Raw genomic sequence first — 19,127 nt, forward strand, 5'->3', positions numbered from 1 at the left:
ATTTTCACTTCCTTTTTGTCACCAAAACCTTTAGCCTTAGGCCACTAACAGAAAAAAATCAAATTAATAAATAACGGAGCAGTAACATGGCGGAGCAACAAGTACAGCCTTTACACAACGAAAAACATGCCAACACTAAAATTAAAAATGGCATCAACATCGAATTTATGAAAACTCAACACTTAGTGCCAGTAGTTGCACATGAGTTTGCGCGTATCGCCAATGAATTCCCAATGTCTTTTGTTAAAAATAACGAAACAGGTACTTTTCAAGCGGTTGCAATGTTTGGCCTAGAGCCAGGTGAAAATTTATTTATTGATGGCGACAAATGGACAGCATCATTTGCACCTATGGCAACAACGCGTTACCCATTAGGTTTAGTAAAGCACCCAGAGCAAGATCAATTTGGTATTGTAATTGACGAAGCAAGCCCATTGGTAGGTGAAGAAGGTAATGCATTATTCGAAAACGGTGAAGAAACTGATTATCTTAAGCGTCGTAAAGAAGCATTAGTATCATTCATTGAGTTTTCTCAAGTAACTGATGCGTTCACTAAATTCCTTGCTGATAAAGAACTACTGGTAGCACAAACGCTAACTGTTGATATTAAAGGCGAGAAAAAAGACATCAACGGTATTTACCTTATTGATGAGAAAAAACTAAATGAGCTAAGCGATGCAGACTTCCTTGAGCTTCGTAAACGCGGTTATTTAGCACCAATCTATTCTTTCTTAACGTCTACGCACCAAGTAGCACGTTTAGCACGTTTAAAAGCGCAACAAGCGTAATTTTAAACAGAATTAAAAAAGCGCCTCAGGGCGCTTTTTTTGTGCCATTAAACTCACTTCACTTGAAAAACGTTTCATAACCATTCACATTGGTTTTACTCCTGTATTTATAAAAGAACACACAATGAAAAAATCATTATTAGGACTCATTGCAACAAGTTTAATGGGGTTGAGCGCGCAGGCGTTAAGTGCAAATACAAACACGCCGTTTGCCATTGCGATTCATGGCGGCGCAGGCACGATTGAAAAAAGTAAATTTACGGCCGAACAAGAGCAAGCTTACCGCAATAAATTAGCAGAAGCTGTTGAGGCCGGGTATAAAGTACTTGAACAAGGCGGGGAAAGCCTTGATGCAGTGACTACTGCTATTGAAATACTCGAACAATCACCTTATTTTAATGCCGGACGTGGTGCGGTATATACCTATGAGGGTAGTCACGAATTAGATGCCTCTATTATGGATGGCCGCAATCGTCAAGCAGGCGCCGTTTCGGGTATCAAACATATTGAAAGCCCAATTCAACTTGCCCGATTAGTGATGGAAAACTCAGTGCATGTGATGCTAAGTGGTCAAGGTGCAGAAGAGTTTGCTAAAGAGCAAGGCGTGAGCCTAGTAGAGAACAATATATTTGATACAAAGCATCGCTATGAAGCTTTATTAAAAGCAAAAGAAAAACTCGAGGCGAGCAAAAACACCAATAAAGATTACCAGGCAGCGCACAAGGCGTTACCGGTTAATTATAAAGTGGGCACAGTGGGTGCGGTGGCACTGGATAAACAAGGTAATTTAGCGGCGGGCACGTCAACCGGCGGAATGACCGCAAAACGTTTTGGTCGTATTGGCGATGCGCCGGTTATTGGCGCAGGCACTTTTGCTGAAAATGCCTCATGTGCGGTTTCGGCAACTGGGCACGGCGAATATTTTATTCGTTATAATGTGGCCAGTGATATTTGTGCACGAGTAAAGTATCAAGGTAAAACTATAGGTGAAGCAGGTAATGAAGTAATAAATGAGGTGCTTAAACCGATAGGGGGCACAGGCGGTGTTATTATTGTTGATACAAAAGGCAATATTAGTCTGCCGTTTAATACTACTGGCATGTATCGTGCGAGTAAGTCCAATACGCAAGCAACTTATGTAGGTATTTTTAGCGACGAATAAACGCAATTAGTTAGTGGCTGGTGGTTTATATAATAATCCGCTGATTGTTATATTCTTTACAGGATTAACCCCAGCCATTTAATTTGCTACAATCGGGGCTCTTTGACTAATTTTTATAAGGTATGCAGGTGGTAAACCTAGGTCAGTTGTTTGGCGAGCTAAAAACGTGCTTAAAAAAAGATCAATTCAGTTTTAAAAAGCGTCTTCACGGCGTTAAAAAAATCACCGACGAGGCAAAACTTACCAGTGCGCTTGAAAAAATTGCGACTGATATCAGTCGCAGTCAAGCACTCAGAGAGCAGCGTTTAGCTGGGCTACCTAAAGTTACTTACCCTGAGCAATTACCGGTCAGTCAAAAAAAAGACACCATTAAAGAGGCCATTGCTAATAATCAAGTGGTGATCATTGCAGGTGAAACCGGCTCAGGTAAAACCACACAAATACCTAAGATGTGTTTAGAGCTAGGCCGAGGCGTTGAGGGCTATATTGGCCATACGCAACCAAGGCGTCTAGCAGCACGCAGCGTTGCCAACCGTATTGCAGAAGAAATGCAATGTGAGCTTGGTCAGCAAGTCGGTTTTAAAATTCGTTTTAGCGATCAGGTATCTAATAACAGTTACATTAAACTGATGACCGACGGTATTTTATTAGCTGAAATACAACAAGACCGGTTTTTAAATCAATACGACACCATTATTATTGATGAAGCGCATGAACGTAGCCTAAACATTGATTTTATTTTAGGTTATCTTAAAAATTTACTCCCAAAACGCCCCGATTTAAAAGTTATTATCACCTCAGCAACTATCGATCCTGAGCGCTTTTCTAAGCATTTTGATGATGCACCTATTATTGAAGTATCAGGAAGAACGTTTCCAGTTGATGTACGCTATAACCCAATTAGTGATATTCAAAAAGAAGATATGGAAGCCGAAGGCGACCAACTTCAGGGGATTTTTGATGCGGTAGATGAACTTTGCGCCGAAGGCCCTGGCGATATTCTGATCTTTTTAAATGGTGAGCGAGAAATACGCGATACCGCCGATGCACTAAGCAAGCGTAATTTAAAACACACAGATGTATTACCTTTGTATTCAAGGCTATCGAACGCTGAGCAAAACCGTATTTTTGCGCCGCATTCGCGCCGCCATATTATACTCTCTACCAACGTCGCTGAAACATCGCTAACAGTACCTGGTATTCGTTATGTTATTGACCTGGGTACAGCGCGAATTAGTCGTTATAGTTATCGCACAAAAGTGCAACGTTTACCTATAGAGCCTATTTCGCAAGCCAGTGCTAATCAGCGAATGGGGCGTTGTGGACGTGTTGAAGCGGGTATTTGTATTCGTTTATACTCAGAAGATGACTTTTTATCGCGTCCTGAATTTACTGACCCTGAAATATTACGTACTAATTTAGCATCAGTTATTTTGCAAATGTTAGCCCTTGGGCTGGGTGATATGGCGCAATTTCCTTTTGTGCAAGCTCCAGATAGCCGAAATATTAATGATGGTTTAACATTGCTTGAAGAGCTACAAGCAGTAAAAGCGGCTAAGCGTCATCAAAAAACCAGTTTAACGCAATCTGGGCGAGAGCTAAGTCGTTTGCCGGTTGATCCGCGTTTAGCAAAAATGGTGCTAACTGCACATAAACTGGGTGCATTGCGTGAGGTGATCGTTATTGTTGCCGCGCTTTCAATTCAAGACCCCCGCGAGCGACCACAAGAAAAACGCCAAGCCGCGAATGAAAAACATGGTCGCTTTGACGATCCAGACTCTGACTTTATTGCCTTTTTAAACCTGTGGAATTACCTAGAAGAGCAGCAAAGTGAGCTGACCAACAGCCAGTTTAGAAAGTTATGTCAAAAAGACTTTTTAGCCTATATGCGTATTCGTGAATGGCAAGACATCGTTTATCAAATCAGCACTGTGTGCAATGAAATGAAAATGAAAGCCACCACTAATGTTGCAGACAGCGAGCTTATTCACAAAGCACTCTTAAGTGGCATGCTCAGTCACATCGGTTTCAAAGACGAAAAGCAGCTATATAAAGGTGCGCGTAATAGCCAATTTCATATTTTCCCAGGCTCGGGATTATTTAAAAAGAGTCCAAAATGGATGATGTCGGCTGAGTTGGTGGAAACCAGTAAACTCTATGCTCGTATTAATGCCAAAATTGATGTGAACTGGGTAGAGCCGTTTGCTCAGCATTTAGTAAAACGCAGCTACACAGAGCCTCATTGGGAGAAAAAGCCCGGTGCAGTGATTGCCTTTGAGCAACAAACTTTGTATGGCTTATTAATTGTTAATAAGCGCCGCTGTGTGTACAGCAATATTGACCCAAAAGTAAGCCGTGAGTTGTTTATTCGCACAGCGCTGGTTGAACAAGAGCTCGGACTCAATGAAGGGTTTTTACAATACAACCGAGAATTAATTGAAGATATTCAAGTACTCGAGAACAAATCTCGTAGGCGCGATATTTTAGTTGATGAGCAAACCTTATTTGAGTTTTACGAGAAAAAAATACCGAACGATATTAATAATCGTGCTGCGTTTATTAAGTGGTATAAAACACAAAAACAGCAAGACAAACGCTATCTGCACATGACGCGTGAAGAGCTCATGCAGCATGGTGCAAGTAGCATTACCGAATTTGACTATCCAGATACATGGCAACAAGATAACTTAATGCTGCCGCTTACCTATCATTTTGATCCAGGACAAGCGGTTGATGGCGTTGCTGTACAAATACCTGTTGCACTATTAAACCAAGTACAAGAAAGTGGTTTTGATTGGCATATACCGGCATTTCGTCATGAGCTAATTTGTGGGTTAATTAAGTCATTGCCAAAGTCACTTCGCCGTAACTTTGTCCCTGCGCCTAATTATGCCGATGGGGTGTTAGCGGCCATAGAGCCTCTACAAGGCTCGTTAATCGACTCACTAAGTAATCGGTTATTGCGCATGACTGGCGTGCGAGTCGACCCCGAGGCGTGGGATTTAACAGCCCTTGCTCCTCATTTAAGATTGCAGTTTGAAGTACGTGATGAAAACGACCAACTTCTTGCCCGTGGGCTCGATTTAGCTAAGCTTAAAGCGCAGCTTCAAGGCAAAGTGACAGACACTTTATCTAAAGTGGCCGACAAAGGCATAGAAAAAACCGATTTAATCCAGTGGGATTTTGGTGAGTTACCAACATCGTATGTGAAAAAGCAAGGTCAATACGAAATTAAAGCCTACCCAGCGTTAGTGGATAAAAAATCAACGGCCGCAGTAGAGCTATTCGATAACGAAATAAAAGCGCAATTAGCGCACCAGCAAGGTTTACGTCGTTTAGTACTGTTAAACGTGCCATCACCAATTAAATATCTGCAGCAAAACCTACCAAACAAAGCTAAATTAGGATTGTACTTTAATCCTTTTGGTAAAATTGCCGATTTGATTGATGACTGCATCGCATCAGGCGTTGATAGCCTATTGGTTAAATATGGTGATATTCGCACAAGTGATGCATTTGAAACGGTTAAAGAGCATATTCGCGGCGAGTTAGGCGATACTGTTGTAGCCATTGCTACGCAAGTTGAGCAAGTACTGAGTATTGCGCATGCACTACATAAAAAAATGAAAGGGCGTGTAGATTTAACCATGATCACCGCTCATGGGGATATTAAGTCCCAGTTAGAGTCGCTTATTTTTAAAGGCTTTGTCAGTCAGCACGGGGCAGACAAACTAGGCGATTTAATTCGTTACTTAAAAGCGATTCAAAAACGTCTAGAAAAACTACCTGTTGACCCAAATCGTGATAGATTATGTGTGCTAGAGCTTGAAAAAGTAGCGCAAGAATATAAAAAACTGACAAATAAAACACCTAAAGGAATGCCATTGCCTACAGATGTTGAGGCTATTTTTTGGATGCAGCAAGAATTACGCGTATCCTTATTTGCACAAACCTTAGGTACGCCTTATCCAATTTCAGCAAAACGTGTGTTAAATGCGATAAAAGAAATTGAATAATCTCTTTATTCTCTATTAAGCTAAGTAAGTTAACAGAGGGACTAACTTGAGAAGGAAATGACATAGCTATGTCCTCATTACTAAAACACAAAGCGCGGCAGTTGTTAGTGGTTGATGATGAGTATTTCAATTTTGAAATACTCAAAGCAGGGTTAGCATCAACATTTGATTTGAGCTATGCTGATTCTGGTAAAAGTTGTTTAGCATCTGCGATTGCTAATCCGCCCGATATTATTTTGCTCGATGTGTGTATGCCAGGACTCGATGGTTATGATACGTGTCGCATACTTAAACACACGCCAGAGACAAAAAACATTCCGGTGGTCATGATATCTGGACTTGAGTCGGAGCTTGAGCAACAAGCAGGCTTTGACGCAGGGTGCGATGCTTACGTTGTAAAACCTTTTTCTATCGCCGTACTACGAGAAAAAATTAATAATATTGTGTAGAGGGAATTATGTTTACCGAAGATAAGAGAAACTATAGACGTATGCAGGTTAACACGCCAGCAAAGTTAACCTCAATAGAGCCTGTTGCTGGGCTCAGTTACACTGGCACCTGCCTTGATTTAAGTGCAACGGGTCTTTCATTACAACTCGATGATTTGTTAGAGCTTAACTCAATTTTATCGGTTGATATTGCATCAACACATCCGAGTATTGCACCATTGAAAGCCACCGTTAAGGTGATACGTGCCAGCACCGAAGAGGATGGCACGATAACCGCAGGGCTCGAAATTGTAGAGTTTAACTAACTACTTAATTAGTTTTTAGTAAACCTTACAAATAAGCCCTTTAAGGTAAAAGCCTTCAGGATAGCTGCCTGCAATAGGGTGGTCAGCTGCTTGATTTAAGCGCTCCATGATCAGTAAATCCTTACCTGCATCAAGGGCTGCATCTGCGACCACTTTTTGAAACAAGTTTTGTTCCATTAAACCAGAACATGAGAATGTTAGTAGCGTGCCACCTGGCTTTAAAATTTGCATCGCAATCATATTTATATCTTTATAACCACGACACGCCCCAGTTAACTGCGCTTTGTTATCAGCAAATTTAGGCGGGTCCATAACAATGGTATCAAATAAAACGCCGTCTTCACGGTATTGACGTAATAATTTAAAGACATCTTGTTTAACAAAGTCGACTTTATTTAAATCAAGATTATTATGCTCTACATTACGCTTTGCTGTATCAAGTGCTGGTTGTGAAACATCTACATTGGTTACATGCTTGCAGCCACCACGCAGGGCGTAAAGAGAAAAAGTACCTGTATAACTAAAGCAATTTAATACGGTTTTGTCTTTTGAAAAACGCTCCAGTGCAGCACGACTATCACGTTGGTCTAAATAAAAGCCGGTTTTATGGCCTTCCATTATATCAACTTCAATCTTTAAGCCATTTTCTTCAATTATGACAGGTTCAGTGGGTTCACTCCCCCATAGCACGCCCTTAATAGGCTCAAGCCCCTCTTTAGTGCGAACATCTACATCTGAGCGCTCATAAATAGTAGAGCCAGGGAAAATAGCCATTAAAGCGCCAACAATTTCACCTTTGTGACGTTCTGCACCTGCGCTCAGTAATTGACACACAAGAACATTATCAAACTTATCTATAGTAATACCGGGTAAGTAGTCTGATTCTGCTGCACATAATCTAAAGCCGGTAAGTCCACCTTCTTCAATCGCATGACTACGCGCTTCTAAAGCACGGCGAAGACGGCGCTCAAAGAAATGTTGATCTATCACTTCTTTTTCGTCAAAGCTCCAAACACGAGCACGAATTTGCGAATGAGGACTGTAAGCGGCTGTGGCCAAAAACTTACCTTCACTATCGTGAATGGTTACCGTGTCACCTAATCCAGGTTTACCTTTAATTTTTTTGATGGCTTTAGAAAATAACCAAGGGTGTTTTCTTTTTAATGATTTATCGCGACCAGCTTGCAGGTAAACGGCAGATGACATAGGGCTTCTCTGTAGTAATAAATAAGCGCTGTATTTTAGTCAAGGCTCGCGCAACATACAATGAATGTTTTGCAAGGGGCTTATAAATCGCGGTAAAGTAGCCATTATTAACTCGTTTAAATAGATTTTTGGAAATTCGGTGGACAATTCAGCCCTTAGCCCCTCATTACAGCAACTTAATCAGCAATGCAGAGACTTTATTACATCCTTAGTACATGCCGATGTAGCCCATGATATTACCCATATTGAACGGGTAGTACGTGTTGCTGTGCAGTTATGTATTGCAGAGCAGGCTGATATGGCCATTGTATTGCCTGCAGCTTGGTTACATGATTGTGTTGCGGTGGCTAAAAATCACCCAGACAGGGCGAAAGCATCAACAATGGCAGCCGATAAAGCGATTAACTTTTTAGCGTCTATTGGTTACGATGAACAACTATTTGCTGATATTCACCACGCTATTGCAGCACACAGTTTTAGCGCCAATATTGCTATTAAAACGGTGGAAGCACAGATTGTACAAGATGCAGATAGAATGGATGCCTTAGGAGCTATTGGTGTAAGCCGTTGTATGAAAGTAGGCGGCTCTATTAGCCGGTTATTATACAACCCAGATGATCCATTTTGTTTAAACCGAGAAGCAGACGATAAAAAGTACACCCTAGATCATTTTTTTATTAAATTACTGCATATTGCCCAGAGTATGAATACCCCCTCAGCAAAAGCAGAAGCACAAAGGCGTACTGCATACATGCACGATTTTTTAGCCCAGCTTAAGTCTGAAATTGGTGAACAACGCGATGACACCTAAACTTTCGGGAATTGATCATTGCCATTTAAATGTTGAATGCATCACCCAAGCCGTTGATTGGTATAAAAAGGTGCTTGGTTTTAGCGTAGTAGAGGAGTTAGCATTTTGGAATGAAGAGGGGAAAGGCCCTTTAACACTTGAAGATGAAAATGCCACTACACGGCTGGCTTTATTTGAAGGAGATGGGCGCAGTAAAGGAGTCGCTTTTGCTGCGACAGGGGAGCAATTTGTTATGTGGCTCAAGCATCTTGAGCAGCACCAAGTAAAAACCATATTGGCTGATCATGGTGTGACTTTTTCAATGTACTTTAAAGACAATAGTGGTAATAGCCATGAGATCACTTCTCATGACTATCGTATTATAAAACAGCATTTTCCGGCTGTAGCTTTAGGCTCTCACAATGCCAAAAGAAGCTAGGATCAGTTGCACTTTGCGCAGTAATATTTGCTCAAATAAGGGGAGATTTAATCGCGCTCTTGATGGGCCTTTTTTATCGCTAGAACAGTGTCTATCTGACCAATAAAAAGCTCAACTAGATGTGGGTCAAAATGTTTTCCCGCTTGGTGCTGCATATGTTCTATTGTTTGCTCAATGCTCCAAGGCTCTTTATAAGGACGTTTTGATGTGAGTGCATCAAATACATCAGCAATCGCCACAATCCGTCCCTCAATCGAAATTTCTTCGCCTTTCAATCCATTAGGGTAGCCTGTGCCATCCCATTTCTCATGATGTTCAATTGCCAGTACGTGGGCAAGTTGCAACAAAGGGGAGGGTGAGTTGGCCAATATTTTAGCTCCTATAGCAGCATGCTCTTTCATGTGTGCAAATTCGTCTGGAGTTAATTTTCCTGGTTTTAATAATATTGAATCAGGAATGCCTATTTTTCCGACATCGTGCATTGGTGCAGCTTGGCGTAATAACTCAGCGTGTTGTTCATTCATTCCTAGCGCTAAAGCAAGTACCTTGCTGTATTGACTCATTCGAGCAATATGTTCACCCGTATCGGTATCTTTGTACTCTGCAGCGCGCCCCAATCGTTCTACTAAGTCTACATGTGCTTGTTTTAGCTGCTCGGCTTGTACTAAAGAAAGATGTGTTTTTACCCTTGCCTTTACAATAGCAGGACTAATAGGTTTGGTTATGTAATCAACTGCACCTAAAGAAAACCCTTCCGATTCATCTTGCTCTTGTGTAAGTGCGGTAACAAAAATAACTGGAATATGTGCGGTTGTAGGATTAGTTTTTAAAATTTTACACACTTCAAAGCCATTCATATCTGGCATCATTACATCTAGTAAAATGAGGTTCGGTGGATCGTTTTCAATTAATTGCAGTGCTAATGGCCCCGATTTAGCGAACGACAAACGGTAGTTACTCGCTAGAACCTCGCGCATTACTTTTAAATTCGCAGGTTCATCATCGACGATTAATATTCGCGCCTGACTTATAGATTGATCCATCGTCGTCCTCAGAAGAGCTAATTATTAAGTGTTGTTAATAATGCATTGAGCTCTATTTTTGCATTATCAAATTCAAATTCATTAAACTGTTCACAAATGCTTAAAATAGCATTTTTGTGCTGTTCTGGTGTTATTCTCTCAATATAACTTAATAACGTATCATCCAACTCTGCTCGTTTAGCTTGGCTGAGTAAAAGCGTTAATTGGCGAATAAATTCAGCATCTGACACGGTTTCTTTTTGTAATTCATTCTCTTTAAAAGCAATGTGTAAGTGTGATAATTCATCTGCTAGCTGCTGCCACTCTTGCTGACATTTTAATATGCACTGAGTATAACTGGTTATATCACGTTGTTTTTCAGCTTGCGCAATTAAGTAAGATAAATTATTGAGCGCTAAATTACCGGCAAGACCTTTTAAATTATGCAAAATATGAGCATGATGCTTATCGTTTAGCTTAGTGGTCGCCAAAGTTTGCATACTATTTTGATGCTGAGCTAAAAAGAGTACAACCTCTTTGAGATGTTTCTCTTTGCTGCCCCACATTTTTTCGCCTTTATTGAAATCTATACGAAGTTTTGAATCTATTGGATCGTTAGTTACTAACTGGCTGATAGCAAGCCCAAGCACCCGTGCTATTTCTTGGTTGAGTTGGTTTATGTCAACGGGTTTGGTTGTAAAACCATTCATACCCGCTTGTTTGGCTGTTAGCTTATCTTGCTGTAGCACACTGGCCGTTAAGGCAATTATTGGGGTTTGCTCAAGTTGCTTTTGCTGCTCTAAAGAGCGAATTGATGCTGTGGCACTGATCCCATCACATTTAGGCATATGAATATCCATTAGGATAATATCAAAGCGATGCTGATTAAATATCTCAATGGCCTCAAAGCCATTATTAGCTTTTCTTACCTGATGCCCAGCTTGTGAGAGCATAATGGTGAGTAGCTCAATATTTTGTTCAATATCATCGACCACTAAGATTTTTAATGATGGTAAATTAAATACGTTTTTACTAATGGTCTGTACCTGACTTTTCTCGCCTTTTTCAAGCGCGACAGTAAAGCAAAAGCAGCTACCTTGGCCAAGGGTACTTTGTGCATATATATGGCCACCCATTAACTCAACCAGCTGTTTACTAATCGTTGTTCCAAGCCCTGTGCCACCAAATCGGCGAGTTGTGGTGCCGTCTGCTTGCTCAAAAGGTTTAAAGATAGCCTCAAGACGATCTTCTTCAATACCTATACCTGTGTCTTGTACTTCAAATAAAATAGGATGATTGGGGTTATGAGTAACCGACAAAGTAACATGGCCTCGTTCGGTAAACTTTATCGCATTGCCGATTAAATTGGTTAGCACTTGGCGTAAACGCGTATCGTCACCAAAATAAAATGGATTCACATTGTCAGCTATTTTTAAATTGAGTTTTAGGTCTTTACGTTTTGCATCCAGCCAAAATGTAGACACAATATTGTCGAGTAATTCTTGCAAGTTAAAATGTACATTTTGAATTTCGAGTTTGCCTTTTTCTAACTTTGCTGAGTCGAGGATATCGTTAAGTAAGTGCAACAAAGAACGCGCGGCGTTATTAACAGTAATTATTTGCTTCTGTTGATCTTTATTAAGCGGGCTATCTATCAAAATATCACTAAAGCCAATAATTGCATTCATGGGGGTACGTATCTCATGACTCATATTTGCCATAAAAGACTGTTTAGCTTGCGCGGCTACTTCAGCCTCGTATTTAGCTTGTTTTAAGCTTTGCTCATATTCATAGCGTTTGGTTATATCAACCAAAACGCCATCAACCCAGCGGGCATCATTTTTAGAGCCTGTGACAATACTTGCTTGATCCAGTACCCAAATAATATTGCCGTTGCGATGGCGAATGCGGTATTCAATTGAGTATTGACTGGTTGATGCAACCGCTTGATCAATGGCTAAAGAAATAGCCGCTTCATCTTCTTTAACAATCAGCTCGGCAAAGGTAATACGCTGCTCAGTAAACTCTTCAGCGCGATAACCAGTTAGTTCATAGACGCTTGGGCTTATAAACAACATACTCCAGTGTTCATCTAACAAGCAGCGAAATACAACACCGGGCATATTGTTCATCAAGGTACGATATTGTCGCTCTTTTTCAATTAAGCTTTGTTGTAATGCTTTTTGTTCAGTTAAATCGGTAATAAAGCCAACAAATAGTGTTTCAGTTTGCAATTGCTTTACTTCACCAATCCCTAGTCGAATTGGAAATTGATGACCATTTTTATGTTTTGCCCACACATCACGATTAACACCAATCACACGCTTTACTTCATGGTTTGTGGTGTTTTTTAAAAAAGCATCGTGTTGATTAGCAATATCATCAGCCATCAATATTTTTACATTTAGGCCAATGACTTCATTATCTTTCCAGCCAAAAATTGTTTCTGCGGCTTTATTAAAGCTCAAAATAGTGCCTTTAATATTGATAGTAACGATGCCGTCAATGGCAGTTGATAAAATAGCATCAAGGCGAGACTCTTCAGCAGATTTTTTCCCCAACAGCATTCTGTAACGGATCATGCCATTGATGATCACAACCACCGCTGTTAATAAAAGCGTGGCGAACGACACACTAATAGCAATAAAGGTTAGATGTGATTGGTTTGTTTGCTCGTTAATTATCGGGCTTGTTGCAATAAATCGCGTAGCAGCCATGCCCATATAATGCATACCAGCCACGGCAAGGCCAAGAATAAGGGCGCAAATAATACGATTATGCACAGGCGTTAATTTTTTAAAGTGTGCTGGTAAATGAAAACGTGCATAGAGACTTATAAAAGACAGCAGCACTGCAACAACAATTGAAGCGCCAAACCATATTGGATCATAACGAAGTAACGGACTTAATTGCATTGCGGCCATACCACTGTAATGCATGGTGCCAACACCCGCGCCAAATAAAAGTGAGCTTAGAATTAAATTGATAATACGAGGGTGGGTGCTATATGTTTTCAAACAAGAAAAAGCAATGGTACACGCCAGTAAAGCCGGTATAAACGACACAAAAGTGAGTGTGGGATCGTATTTAATTGTAGTGCACAAAGAAAACGCGAGCATAGCAATAAAATGCATGCTCCATACCCCCCCAGCAAGCACTAAAGCTGCAGTTAAATTGGCTAGCTTGCGATAAGACTTAAAGTGAGTATTATTTGCTAAATCGATAACGTGCAGGGAAAAGTAGGCTGCAAAAATTGCTGTGAGTATAGATAGTGTCACTAAACTTGGGTCGTATACACCATTAATAATTAGACTTGGATCTGGTTGGTTTATAAAAAAATTAGATAGCATCAATCATTCACATAATAACTCTTAAACCCAGTCTAATATAAACACAACAATAATCACAAGGTATTGAGCTCTAAGTTACACCAGTAACGTAAGTGTTTTAAGCTTTAAACTTACTATTTATTGAGCATTACTAAATGCATTGTTATTAAAATGGCATTTAGTAGGGATTATTTATAGATCAGCCGTTATGGTACAAGGTAAAATAAAGCCCAGTCTTTAATTATAACTAGGCAGCATTCATTGTTGGATTACACTTTAAAGCGAAGTAAACGAAGAAAAACAGTAGCGATCAAAGTCGCACAGCGAGAACTTACGGTGTATGCGCCCCATTTTGTAACGAAAACACAAATAAATGAATGGCTGTTGAGTAAACAGGGCTGGATTGATGCTCAGCTACATAAGCAACAAACTCAAGCCGATACACGACAGTTTCCACTCAAAACCCATAGCATTAAATTATTTAATGAAGCTGTAAATGTGCAATTTGAAAATGCAGCACGCACTCAATGGCAGCAGCACAATGAAAGCCAAACGCTGTTACTGAGTATTTCTTCACGTGTGAAGTATCGAATGCAAATGTATCAAGGTTTGCTAGAGCAGTTTTTGCATGAGAAGTTAGAAAGTTATATTGAAATGCGAGTAAACTACTATTGTCAGCTGATGGGTGAAAAGCTACCGAGTAATATTCGTATTCAATCGTATAAGCGTCGCTGGGGCAGTTGTAACCGCAGGCGTGAGCTTACCTTTAATTTACACCTTGCAGGCGCACCCACCTGGGTAATTGACTATGTAATTGTGCATGAGTTAGCGCATTTAAAGTATTTAAATCACAGTGCTCAATTTTGGCATCGTGTAGGATTATTTTATTCAGAATACAAAAAAGCAAGCGCTTGGCTAAATAAGCATGGCATGAGTTTACAATGGGTTTTTGAATAGTAAGAAAAATAAACGAGGTAAAGAAGAGAAGTGGTGGAGGGAGCTGGATTCGAACCAGCGAAGGCTGAGCCGTCAGATTTACAGTCTGATCCCTTTGGCCGCTCGGGAACCCCTCCACACTAATTTTTATTGCATTTGGCCCCACTTAACTTAGCCTAAGAAAAGTGGTGGAGGGAGCTGGATTCGAACCAGCGAAGGCTGAGCCGTCAGATTTACAGTCTGATCCCTTTGGCCGCTCGGGAACCCCTCCAATGCAACGCGGCAGATAATAGCAAACTTCTTATTTAAGTAAAGAAAAAAGCTAAAGAAAATTCAAATTTAGCCGATAAATACTTATTAATTAGTTAAATAGGCTAAAGTCTATGCAGATTGGTGATTTGTTAATCACAGAGAGTCAATTAAAAACACGACTCAATAAAAGTGTGCATGAAAGCCGTCGGGGTGAATTTGCTCTTTTATTAGCAATGCTATCTCATGATGCGCTTGATTTTAGTGAGTTTCACTTACCTAAAAGTGATTCAAGTGGTTATCAAGCCGATGAAGAGACCCTGCGCAAACAATTTGGTGCGGGTCCAAAGCAGCCATTAGCGCCTGAGAGTTTTAATATGTTAATTGGCAAAAATAACACGGAACTTTTAGCAAAAATGGGAAGCGCTGTAGGGATGAGTGATATAAAATTAACCCAGTGTTTAAAGCCTGAGCCGTTAAATATTCGAGATGATAAAAATCATATCCCGCTTAACGTAATTGATAACTGTGAACTAGCAGTCCGTCGGCGAATTAAAAACACTGATATGCCGCTCTCAAATGTGCAAATGGATGCCACAGCATTTTATGATGATTTACAAAATGAAGCCCTCCACCAGCCACTACATTTGTTTAGTGCCTAATTAAATTACATTGAATGCTGTTTTTAAGCGCCATTAGATTGTAATAAACTGTGTTTATATTAGTAAGTAACGAGTGGTTTTACAGGTGCTTTATTTTAATAACTGATTTAATATAAAAAAAGCATCCAAAATTTAAATGCAATTGCTATAATGGCGCAAATGGTATGACATTGAATGCCATTATCATTAAACCAAGGTAATTAGGAACGTAATGAAGAAAACATTCACGCTGAATCATGAGAAAATCAAATACCCTCGTATGGTTGATGCTGCAAAGCATGAAGTGAAAAAATATTTGAAAAGAGAACGTAATAAAACTTTACCTGTTGATGCCGACTACTGGGCATTCGATTGTAAGTTTGGTAACACGGCTGAAGAAGCCCAAGTAGTTCACGTTGCTGAAATTAACAATCACATCAGTGAAATTGAAAAGCAAGGTTTAACCTCTTTTTACTTAGAGATTTTAGCAAGACCTGCGCAGCGTCAAGACTTCGATGAAGCTGATGACGAATAAAACGCTAAATTGCGTTTTGTGTAGTTTTTGAAAATGGGCCAAGTGGCCCATTTTTTGTGGTTTTTACTTATACACTATGACACTTTTTATACTTTTTATTACTTCCGCAAGGACAAGTATCATTGCGTTTTACTTTAATATCGGCAACCGGTGTAATCTCACCATCAAGGTATCGCCACTGTTCATCTTCTTTAATAAACTTTGAATGCTCTGCCAACTCGCAATATAGATCTTGATAAAAGTAATGAGCTTTAAACTTTACAAACCCTGTATCTTCATCATAGCCAGAATCTAATACGGTTAAGTTTACAAAGCGGCAGCTAGTTGCAAAGTCTTTAATTTCTGATATTGAGTTTTCAGCTTGTTTTTCTTTTGCGTAACTGTCACGAACAAAAACTGCATTTTTAACAGCATAAGCACTGTAGCGAGCACGCATAAGTTGCTCTGGTGTTTGTGGCTGTTTGGTTTTTAAATGAAAAGGTTCACAGCAATCAGCATAAAGTTGCTGACTGCTACAAAAACATAGTAGGGCGTTAGAGGTCATAATAAATGTACTGTGTATTAAAACGCTAGTTTACCAAGCTTATTGCGTTAGTGAAATCTCAGCTTGAGCGCTTTTTTTGCTAAAGCAATATAGCTTAGTGCGTGTATGGCTCAGGTTTAATGATAACTGAGATAGCTGCTGATTATTTATTATGTCAGTCCAGGTGATCACCGCGGCAAAATTACCATTATGAAGTGCAGAGCTTAAAACATACTCTAAATTAACTAAGTGCTTTTGACGTATAACCAGTAATTTACTGGTATCAATTGAGCATGAATCAAGCAGCGCTTTGCTAGGCACATGGTCTGGTGCAATTAAAAGTGTCCATGCATTTAAACTATTGTATTGGTGTAATACTTTTAATAATTCAAACGTTGCTGAAATTTCATCTTCAATTTGAACAACGTTAACACAATCTGATTGGTCATCTTGTTGGTAGCTCTTAACTGTTCTTACGGTAATAGGCTGTAACATAATCGTCTCACTCACTGGGTTTTTATACAGTACATGTATACAGTAGTTTATACAGTTGTTTGGTGCAAGTGTTTTTTGCTATTTTTTGTACAGTTATTCAGCTGAGCATGAAAATTTAATTATTTAAAAACAAATAAGTTATATATAACAATTGATTAGGTATTTAGTGGGTGAGCGCTTTTGGTGTTAGTTTTTTAATCTACGACTAAGCTGAAATACAGGGGATATACAGTACTTTTAAAAAATTAAGCGTTGTTGCATTTAGCATATAAACGCTTAATTAATTTATAGATGAAATGAGTTACAAGGGAGTAAAATTATTTTTCGTGACATATAGGGATCAAATGTGAAAATTGTAACTGATGAATTTGTTCATATAAGCTGGCAGCATAACATTGGGCGTCTTTAAGTCGTTTAGTGCTAATATGCTTACGTATATCGCTCATTGCTTCTATTGCTGGCTCATATCCTTGGCTACTAGCTAAGCTAAGCCACGCAGCCCCATGAAATACGCTTTGTGGTACGCCTTGCCCTTTAATAAAAAACAGCCCTAAGTAAAACTGTGCACGATAGTTTCCTGCCATTGCTGCTAAACGCATCCATTTTGCGGCTAAAGCGCCTTGGTCATTTTTAAGGTAATAAAGGGCTTTATTTAATGTGTCTTGATCGGTGCTTTTAGAGCTCGCAGGGAGGTTTGCATCGCTTGGTTGCGTTACAAAAGAAAGTATGTTGTCTAATTGTTGCTCTAAGTCTTGGCCACTTGGTGTCGTTTTGATCATGCTACTTCGTTTGTTATTTTAATCACTTAGCTAGTTTAGTATATAGCAAGGTAAAATGTCCTGTAAAAAGTTATTTTTATGCTAAAATCTCGCCACTTTTTACAACCACAAGTTTATTATGCTCGAAGCCTTATTTAAAATCCGTGCAAATGATTCTTCGGTTCGCCGTGAATGTATTGCCGGTATGACTACATTTATTACGATGGTTTATATCGTATTCGTTAACCCAGCTATGCTTGCAGAAGCCGGTATGGACCAAGGTGCCGCATTTGTTGCCACCTGTATTGCTGCTGCAATAGGGTGTTTTATTATGGGTTTGTGGGCAAATTATCCACTGGCATTGGCACCGGGTATGGGATTAAATGCATTTTTTACCTATGGCGTTGTGTTAGGTATGGGCTATAGTTGGCAAGCAGCGCTGGGCGCGGTATTTATGTCAGGCTGTATATTTTTAATATTAAGCTTGTTTAAGGTGCGTGAATGGATTATTAATGCAATCCCTCTGGTACTTAAACAAGCAATAGCAACCGGTATTGGTGCATTCTTGGCACTTATCGCGCTTAAAAGTGCTGGTATTATTGTATCAAGCCCTGCAACACTTGTGCAGCTAGGTGATATAACGTCACCGGGTCCGTTATTAGCTATTTTTAGTTTTTTTGTTATTGCGGCATTACTTTATCGCGACTTTAAAAGCGGCGTGCTTATTAGTATTTTGCTTGTCACCGCGATTGCAGTGTCTATGGGATTAGTTGAATATCATGGTGTTGTTGCAATGCCACCTTCAATAATGCCGACGTTTATGCAACTTGATTTTAGTGCTGCTTTTGAACTGTCTATGCTAAGTGTTATTTTTGCGTTTTTATTTGTTGATTTATTTGATACCTCAGGGACGTTGGTAGCTGTTACTCAAAAAGCTGGACTAGCAGATAAAAACGGCAATATGCCGCGTTTAGGTCGTGCATTAAGCGCAGACAGCACTGCAACTATAGCCGGTGCAATGCTAGGTACTTCAACAACAACGTCTTACATAGAGTCTGTAGCCGGGGTATCAGTGGGTGGTCGAACGGGTCTAACGGCTGTGGTTGTAGGTTGCTGCTTTTTATTGATGATGTTTTTTGCTCCTTTGGCACAAATGGTACCAGCATACGCAACAGCAGGAGCAATCTTATACGTATCTGTTTTAATGCTACAAAACTTAAAATTTGTAAATTGGGATGATATGACCGATGCAATTCCAGTGAGTGTTGTACTATTAATGACACCGTTGACCTTCTCAATTGCACACGGTATTGCACTGGGCTTTATCTCTTACACCGCGGTTAAAGTGCTGTGTGGTAAAAAAGATCAGGTAAGTATTAGTGTCTGGATTTTAACTGCATTGTTTATTGTTAAGTTTGCATTTTTATCTTAATGCTTATGTTAAAAAACGCGATTTAGTCTGGGTATGTAAATTTATATCGTGA

General features: G+C 39.8%; 17 protein-coding genes and 2 tRNA genes. 11 read left to right on the forward strand and 8 right to left on the reverse strand.

What is annotated here, in order from left to right; translation table 11 throughout:
• The first annotated feature begins 86 nt into the window (after positions 1-86).
• From BW139_RS02115 to BW139_RS02135, 5 genes are all read left to right on the forward strand, one after another.
• A complete protein-coding gene (locus tag BW139_RS02115; protein ID WP_008113020.1) occupies positions 87-788 on the forward strand; it encodes a SapC family protein in 702 nt (233 codons plus the stop codon).
• Positions 789-912: 124 nt separating this feature from the next.
• Positions 913-1,950 carry an isoaspartyl peptidase/L-asparaginase family protein gene (locus BW139_RS02120; RefSeq protein ID WP_008113022.1) on the forward strand — a complete coding sequence of 346 codons (1,038 nt, stop codon included), beginning with the start codon at positions 913-915 and terminating at the stop codon, positions 1,948-1,950.
• Between the two features lie 128 nt (positions 1,951-2,078).
• Positions 2,079-5,966 carry an ATP-dependent RNA helicase HrpA gene (gene hrpA, locus BW139_RS02125; protein ID WP_175611390.1) on the forward strand — a complete coding sequence of 1,296 codons (3,888 nt, stop codon included), beginning with the start codon at positions 2,079-2,081 and terminating at the stop codon, positions 5,964-5,966.
• A 68-nt stretch (positions 5,967-6,034) separates the two neighbouring features.
• The gene (locus BW139_RS02130; RefSeq protein ID WP_008113026.1) at positions 6,035-6,415 is read left to right on the forward strand and encodes a two-component system response regulator; all 381 of its coding nucleotides are present in this window, start codon (positions 6,035-6,037) and stop codon (positions 6,413-6,415) included.
• 8 nt (positions 6,416-6,423) lie between these two features.
• Positions 6,424-6,720 (forward strand): PilZ domain-containing protein, encoded by a 297-nt coding sequence (locus BW139_RS02135; protein WP_010388503.1) that lies wholly within the window; start codon positions 6,424-6,426, stop codon positions 6,718-6,720.
• A 15-nt stretch (positions 6,721-6,735) separates the two neighbouring features.
• Here the strand turns inward: BW139_RS02135 and BW139_RS02140 are convergent, their stop codons facing one another.
• Positions 6,736-7,926 carry a class I SAM-dependent methyltransferase gene (locus BW139_RS02140; protein WP_076918505.1) on the reverse strand — a complete coding sequence of 397 codons (1,191 nt, stop codon included), beginning with the start codon at positions 7,924-7,926 and terminating at the stop codon, positions 6,736-6,738.
• 139 nt (positions 7,927-8,065) lie between these two features.
• Here BW139_RS02140 and BW139_RS02145 point away from each other — a divergent pair, with 139 nt between their 5' ends.
• Together BW139_RS02145 and BW139_RS02150 are read left to right on the forward strand one after the other, a co-directional pair.
• The gene (locus tag BW139_RS02145) at positions 8,066-8,737 is read left to right on the forward strand and encodes an HD domain-containing protein (protein ID WP_008113030.1); all 672 of its coding nucleotides are present in this window, start codon (positions 8,066-8,068) and stop codon (positions 8,735-8,737) included.
• Complete coding sequence (locus BW139_RS02150) at positions 8,727-9,155, forward strand: VOC family protein (RefSeq protein WP_076918506.1); 429 nt, start codon at positions 8,727-8,729, stop codon at positions 9,153-9,155. Before BW139_RS02145 ends, BW139_RS02150 begins: the two co-directional genes overlap by 11 nt.
• Before the next feature lie 47 nt (positions 9,156-9,202).
• Here BW139_RS02150 and BW139_RS02155 read toward each other — a convergent pair whose 3' ends face one another.
• Entirely contained in the window at positions 9,203-10,198 is a 996-nt protein-coding gene (locus BW139_RS02155; protein ID WP_008464602.1) for a two-component system response regulator, read from the reverse strand.
• A 17-nt stretch (positions 10,199-10,215) separates the two neighbouring features.
• Positions 10,216-13,527, reverse strand: a complete 3,312-nt coding sequence (locus tag BW139_RS02160; protein WP_076918507.1) for a PAS domain S-box protein — start codon at positions 13,525-13,527, stop codon at positions 10,216-10,218.
• 243 nt (positions 13,528-13,770) lie between these two features.
• Between BW139_RS02160 and BW139_RS02165 the strand changes: the two genes are divergently transcribed.
• Positions 13,771-14,463, forward strand: coding sequence for a M48 family metallopeptidase (locus BW139_RS02165; protein WP_076918508.1), 693 nt, complete (start codon positions 13,771-13,773; stop codon positions 14,461-14,463).
• A 31-nt stretch (positions 14,464-14,494) separates the two neighbouring features.
• Here the strand turns inward: BW139_RS02165 and BW139_RS02170 are convergent.
• Both BW139_RS02170 and BW139_RS02175 read right to left on the reverse strand, forming a co-directional pair.
• Positions 14,495-14,579: transfer RNA gene (locus BW139_RS02170), tRNA-Tyr, on the reverse strand.
• A 49-nt stretch (positions 14,580-14,628) separates the two neighbouring features.
• Positions 14,629-14,713: transfer RNA gene (locus tag BW139_RS02175), tRNA-Tyr, on the reverse strand.
• A gap of 112 nt (positions 14,714-14,825) precedes the next feature.
• Here BW139_RS02175 and BW139_RS02180 point away from each other — a divergent pair.
• Both BW139_RS02180 and BW139_RS02185 read left to right on the forward strand, forming a co-directional pair.
• Positions 14,826-15,353, forward strand: a complete 528-nt coding sequence (locus tag BW139_RS02180; RefSeq protein WP_076918509.1) for a VC2046/SO_2500 family protein — start codon at positions 14,826-14,828, stop codon at positions 15,351-15,353.
• Between the two features lie 211 nt (positions 15,354-15,564).
• Complete coding sequence (locus BW139_RS02185; protein ID WP_008465885.1) at positions 15,565-15,867, forward strand: DUF6172 family protein; 303 nt, start codon at positions 15,565-15,567, stop codon at positions 15,865-15,867.
• A gap of 67 nt (positions 15,868-15,934) precedes the next feature.
• Here BW139_RS02185 and BW139_RS02190 read toward each other — a convergent pair whose 3' ends face one another.
• The 3 genes from BW139_RS02190 to BW139_RS02200 all read right to left on the reverse strand — a co-directional run bounded on the left by BW139_RS02190 (position 15,935) and on the right by BW139_RS02200 (position 17,664).
• Entirely contained in the window at positions 15,935-16,411 is a 477-nt protein-coding gene (locus BW139_RS02190; RefSeq protein WP_008465887.1) for a YchJ family protein, read from the reverse strand.
• 39 nt (positions 16,412-16,450) lie between these two features.
• Positions 16,451-16,885 (reverse strand): SulA-like leucine-rich domain-containing protein, encoded by a 435-nt coding sequence (locus tag BW139_RS02195; protein ID WP_008465889.1) that lies wholly within the window; start codon positions 16,883-16,885, stop codon positions 16,451-16,453.
• Positions 16,886-17,202: 317 nt separating this feature from the next.
• Positions 17,203-17,664, reverse strand: coding sequence for a tetratricopeptide repeat protein (locus tag BW139_RS02200; RefSeq protein WP_076918510.1), 462 nt, complete (start codon positions 17,662-17,664; stop codon positions 17,203-17,205).
• 118 nt (positions 17,665-17,782) lie between these two features.
• Here BW139_RS02200 and BW139_RS02205 point away from each other — a divergent pair, with 118 nt between their 5' ends.
• Complete coding sequence (locus BW139_RS02205; protein WP_008465893.1) at positions 17,783-19,075, forward strand: NCS2 family permease; 1,293 nt, start codon at positions 17,783-17,785, stop codon at positions 19,073-19,075.
• Positions 19,076-19,127: the final 52 nt, after the last annotated feature.

The sequence above is a fragment of the Pseudoalteromonas sp. SK18 genome (assembly GCF_001974855.1).
Taxonomy (GTDB): Bacteria; Pseudomonadota; Gammaproteobacteria; order Enterobacterales; family Alteromonadaceae; genus Pseudoalteromonas.

Bases quoted from the DNA above. Each gene is read 5' to 3' on its own strand.
- BW139_RS02130 (WP_008113026.1), top strand. From the start codon at position 6,035: ATGTCCTCATTACTAAAACACAAAGCGCGGCAGTTGTTAGTGGTTGAT.
- BW139_RS02200 (WP_076918510.1), bottom strand. From the start codon at position 17,664: ATGATCAAAACGACACCAAGTGGCCAAGACTTAGAGCAACAATTAGAC.
- BW139_RS02190 (WP_008465887.1), bottom strand. From the start codon at position 16,411: ATGACCTCTAACGCCCTACTATGTTTTTGTAGCAGTCAGCAACTTTAT.
- BW139_RS02115 (WP_008113020.1), top strand. From the start codon at position 87: ATGGCGGAGCAACAAGTACAGCCTTTACACAACGAAAAACATGCCAAC.
- BW139_RS02140 (WP_076918505.1), bottom strand. From the start codon at position 7,926: ATGTCATCTGCCGTTTACCTGCAAGCTGGTCGCGATAAATCATTAAAA.
- BW139_RS02160 (WP_076918507.1), bottom strand. From the start codon at position 13,527: ATGCTATCTAATTTTTTTATAAACCAACCAGATCCAAGTCTAATTATT.
- BW139_RS02195 (WP_008465889.1), bottom strand. From the start codon at position 16,885: ATGTTACAGCCTATTACCGTAAGAACAGTTAAGAGCTACCAACAAGAT.
- BW139_RS02205 (WP_008465893.1), top strand. From the start codon at position 17,783: ATGCTCGAAGCCTTATTTAAAATCCGTGCAAATGATTCTTCGGTTCGC.
- BW139_RS02135 (WP_010388503.1), top strand. From the start codon at position 6,424: ATGTTTACCGAAGATAAGAGAAACTATAGACGTATGCAGGTTAACACG.
- BW139_RS02185 (WP_008465885.1), top strand. From the start codon at position 15,565: ATGAAGAAAACATTCACGCTGAATCATGAGAAAATCAAATACCCTCGT.
- BW139_RS02155 (WP_008464602.1), bottom strand. From the start codon at position 10,198: ATGGATCAATCTATAAGTCAGGCGCGAATATTAATCGTCGATGATGAA.
- BW139_RS02150 (WP_076918506.1), top strand. From the start codon at position 8,727: ATGACACCTAAACTTTCGGGAATTGATCATTGCCATTTAAATGTTGAA.
- BW139_RS02180 (WP_076918509.1), top strand. From the start codon at position 14,826: ATGCAGATTGGTGATTTGTTAATCACAGAGAGTCAATTAAAAACACGA.
- BW139_RS02120 (WP_008113022.1), top strand. From the start codon at position 913: ATGAAAAAATCATTATTAGGACTCATTGCAACAAGTTTAATGGGGTTG.